The sequence below is a fragment of the Corynebacterium sp. genome (assembly GCF_030535495.1).
In the GTDB taxonomy this organism is placed as follows: Bacteria; Actinomycetota; Actinomycetes; order Mycobacteriales; family Mycobacteriaceae; genus Corynebacterium.
Window position 1 is genome coordinate 1 of record NZ_JAUNRW010000161.1, and the last position, 3,339, is coordinate 3,339.

Genomic DNA, 3,339 nt, shown 5'->3' on the forward strand with positions numbered 1-3,339 from the left:
CGCGCCATCCGCCATTTCCCCAGCTCGCGGAAGAAGCTCGATGCTCCTTACGTGGGAACCCTGCGGGAGGATCAGGCGTGCTCGTCGACGAAGTCGCGGGCGATGACCGGCGGCTCGGCCTTCTCCTCACCGATGTTGCGCAGGTTGAGCTCGACGAGGACCTCGGTGCTCAGCTCTCCCGAGATGCCGTTGATGGCGTCGAGGGCCTCCTGCGGGATGGCGTCGGCACGCATGAGCGGCAGGACGTTCTGCGGCAGGATGAGCTGCTCCGGATCCTCGAGGGTGACCAGGTCCACCTCTTCCCCGTCGGAATCGAGCAGCGGGGAGGTGGTGTAGATGTCGGCGACCTCGGCCGTGCCCTCCACCACGGCGGCGATGGTGAGCGGGCCGCCGCCGTCGGAGATCGGCACGACGGAGATCTTGTCCTCTGCCACCCCGTAGACGGAGGCCAGGCCGGGCGGGCCGTAGGGGCGCTCGGCGAACTCGGGGTTGGCGGCGATGCGCACCTGATCGAGATTCTCCAGGTCGCCGAGATTCTCCAGGTTGTACTCCTCGGCGAGCTCGCGGGTGACGCGGTAGGAGTCCTTGGACTCGCCCTCCGCGATCTCCCCGGCCACCAGGCCCTCGGGCAGGACCTCGTCGAGCGCGTCGACGACGCCGTCGGCATCGGTGCCGGCGTCGAGTTCCGCGCCGTAGAACTGGGCGAGGTTGCCGGAGTACTCGGGCACGAGGTCGATGCTGCCCTCCTCGAGGGCCTGGAGGTAGACCTCGCGGGAGCCGATGCCGGAATTGACCTCGACCTCGAAGCCGGCGTCCTCCAGGGCAGCGGCCCAGATCTGGCCGATGATCTCGGATTCGGGGAAGTTGGCGGTGCCGATGGTGATGACCTCGTCCCCGGCCTCGGCCGTAGGCGAGGTGGCCAGGGGATCGTCCCCGGAGGAGCAGGAGCTCAGAGCCAGGGCGGAGAGGGCGAACAGGGTGGTGGTGAGTCGGAGTTTCATGACACACGTCCTTTCGGTTGAAGTGTTTTCTGAACGAGGGCGAGCACGAGGTCGACCACCAGGGCGAGCCCGGTGACCAGCACCGCCCCGGCGAGCATCTGGGGATAGTCACGCAGGGCGAGGCCGTCGATGAGGTAGCGGCCCAGACCGGAGAGCCCGATGTAGGCGACGATGGTGGCCGTCGCCAGTACCTGGACCACGCAGGAACGCAGACCGCCGATCATGACGGGCAGGCCGAGGGGGATCTCCACCCGGCCGAGGATCTGGGCTTCGCTGTAGCCGGTGGCCCGGGCGGAATCGATGACCTGCCGGGGAACGGCCACCATCCCGGCGACGATGCCCGCCAGCAGAGGGGGCACCGCAAGGATGATGAGCACAATGGTGGAGGGAACCAACGGCAGACGCACACCCATCGACATGGAGATCGTCAACCAGGTGAGCAGGCCCAGCGAGGGCAACGCCCGCAGGGCCCCGGCCGCCGACAGCACCACGTCCGCGCCGCGGCGGGTGTGTCCCACCCACAGCCCTAGCGGGATAGCGATGAGCAGGGAGATCCCCACCGCCAACGCGGTGTACCCGAGGTGGTCGAGGGTCCGCGCGAGGATGAGGGGCCAGCGCTCCGGATCGGAGAGGAAGGCCCACGTGGGCTGCAGCTGGTTCATCCGACCCTCCGCGCCCACGGCATGAGGAGGCGTCCGAGGAGGACGAGGGCGGCGTCGATAAGCACGGCGAGCAGCACGGTACCCACCAGGCCGACGATGATCTGCGTCGGGAACGAACGCTGGAATCCCTCGGTGAACAGCGTGCCCAGCGAGGCGACGCCGATGAGCGCACCGACGGAGACCAGGGAGATCGTCGATGCGGCGACCACGCGGATGCCGGAGAGCAGCGCGGGGCCGGCCAGGGGAAGTTCCACGGTGAGCACACGTCGCCAGGCCGGGTATCCCGTCGCGATTGCCGCCTGGCGCACGTCCCCCGGCACGGTGCCGAAGGCGTCAACCGTGGCGCGGACCTGCAGCGCCAGCCCGTAGAGCGTCATGGCGACGATGACGTTGAGCGGCGAGAGGATCGACGTGCCCAGGACCAGCGGCATGACCACGAACAACGCCAGCGAGGGGATGACGTAGAGCAGCCCGGTGAGCACCACGACCGCCTCCCGCGCCCAGCCGTGGCGGTGCGCAAACCATCCAAGCGGCAGGGCGATGAGGAAGGAGGCGAGGATCGCCGGCCACGACAGGGAGAAGTGCGCCCACGCCAGCTCACCGATGCGGCCGAAGTTGTCGACGATCCAGTCCCATCTCATTCCAGCACCCCGCGTACCCGGCCGCGGGAGTCAACGACGACCTCGCGCCCGTCCCGCTTCTCGACGCGCAACGCCCGTCCGTCGGCACCCGTGAACTCGCGGACGCGGTCATTGGCCGGCGCGGTGAGGAACTCCTCGGGCGGCCCGACCTGCTCGATGTGGGCGCGCTCACCCAGCAGGACGACGGTGTCACCGAGGAGGAAGGCCTCGTCGATGTCGTGGGTGACCATGAGGATCGTCTTGGACATCCGCTCCTGCAACGCGAGGATCTCCTCCTGCAGGCCATGTCGCACGACAGGGTCGACGGCGCCGAAGGGTTCGTCCATGAGCAGGATGTCCGGGTCGGCGACGAGGCCGCGGGCCACCCCGACGCGCTGCGCCTGTCCGCCGGACAGTTCCGCCGGGTAGCGCCTGCCCAGGGCCGGGTCGAGGCCCACCAGCCGCAGCATCTCGGCCGCCCGCTCGCGGGACTCTTTCCTGCCGACCCCACCTAGCTGCGCGACGGTGGCCACATTGTCGATGACCGTCCGGTGCGGCAGCAGCCCGGAGTGCTGCATGACGTAGCCGATGGAGCGCCGGAGCTGCACCGGGTCGAGCGTGGCGACATCCTTCCCGCGGACGCGCACGGCGCCGGTGTCCGCCGGGACCATCCGGTTGACCATCCGCAGCAGCGTCGTCTTGCCGCAGCCGGAGGGCCCGACGAACACGGTGGTCGACCCCGGCTCCACATGATGGGAGAACTCCGCGACCGCCGGTTGCCGCGTTCCCGGGTAGGTGCGGGAGACGCGGTCGAAGTCGATCATCGCGGGATACCTTGGTGTCGGGGACGGGTGTCATGCAAGTCTAGCCACGTTTATGTGTGCGCCTCCGGGTGTGCCCGTCAGGCGAGGGCGTCCCGCATCAGATCCTCCGCCGCATCCGGATCCTCCCGGAGTTCTGGGACAGCGCCAAGCAGCACCCCACCCCTTGACCTCGCCCCCGAGCATGCGGGCACAATGGATCCCATGCAGACCCTGAGCGAGAGCGGCACCCTCC

At 69.1% G+C, this 3,339-nt stretch carries 4 protein-coding genes; all 4 read right to left on the bottom strand.

The window, feature by feature from the left end:
- Nucleotides 1–71 precede the first annotated feature (71 nt).
- Genes Q4F73_RS12075 through Q4F73_RS12090 form a run of 4 tightly spaced genes read right to left on the bottom strand, consistent with a single transcriptional unit; the run spans nt 72 to nt 3,107 of the window.
- Complete coding sequence (locus Q4F73_RS12075) at nt 72–1,001, bottom strand: ABC transporter substrate-binding protein (protein WP_303359590.1); 930 nt, start codon at nt 999–1,001, stop codon at nt 72–74.
- The gene (locus Q4F73_RS12080) at nt 998–1,663 is read right to left on the bottom strand and encodes an ABC transporter permease (RefSeq protein ID WP_303359591.1); all 666 of its coding nucleotides are present in this window, start codon (nt 1,661–1,663) and stop codon (nt 998–1,000) included. The genes Q4F73_RS12075 and Q4F73_RS12080 overlap by 4 nt, the downstream gene beginning before the upstream one ends.
- Nucleotides 1,660–2,304, bottom strand: a complete 645-nt coding sequence (locus tag Q4F73_RS12085; protein WP_303359592.1) for an ABC transporter permease — start codon at nt 2,302–2,304, stop codon at nt 1,660–1,662. Before Q4F73_RS12085 ends, Q4F73_RS12080 begins: the two co-directional genes overlap by 4 nt.
- A complete protein-coding gene (locus Q4F73_RS12090) occupies nt 2,301–3,107 on the bottom strand; it encodes an ABC transporter ATP-binding protein (RefSeq protein ID WP_303359593.1) in 807 nt (268 codons plus the stop codon). Before Q4F73_RS12090 ends, Q4F73_RS12085 begins: the two co-directional genes overlap by 4 nt.
- Nucleotides 3,108–3,339 lie beyond the last annotated feature (232 nt).

Coding starts and splice junctions, on each gene's coding strand:
- Q4F73_RS12075 (WP_303359590.1), bottom strand. CDS start 1,001: ATGAAACTCCGACTCACCACCACCCTGTTCGCCCTCTCCGCCCTGGCT.
- Q4F73_RS12080 (WP_303359591.1), bottom strand. CDS start 1,663: ATGAACCAGCTGCAGCCCACGTGGGCCTTCCTCTCCGATCCGGAGCGC.
- Q4F73_RS12085 (WP_303359592.1), bottom strand. CDS start 2,304: ATGAGATGGGACTGGATCGTCGACAACTTCGGCCGCATCGGTGAGCTG.
- Q4F73_RS12090 (WP_303359593.1), bottom strand. CDS start 3,107: ATGATCGACTTCGACCGCGTCTCCCGCACCTACCCGGGAACGCGGCAA.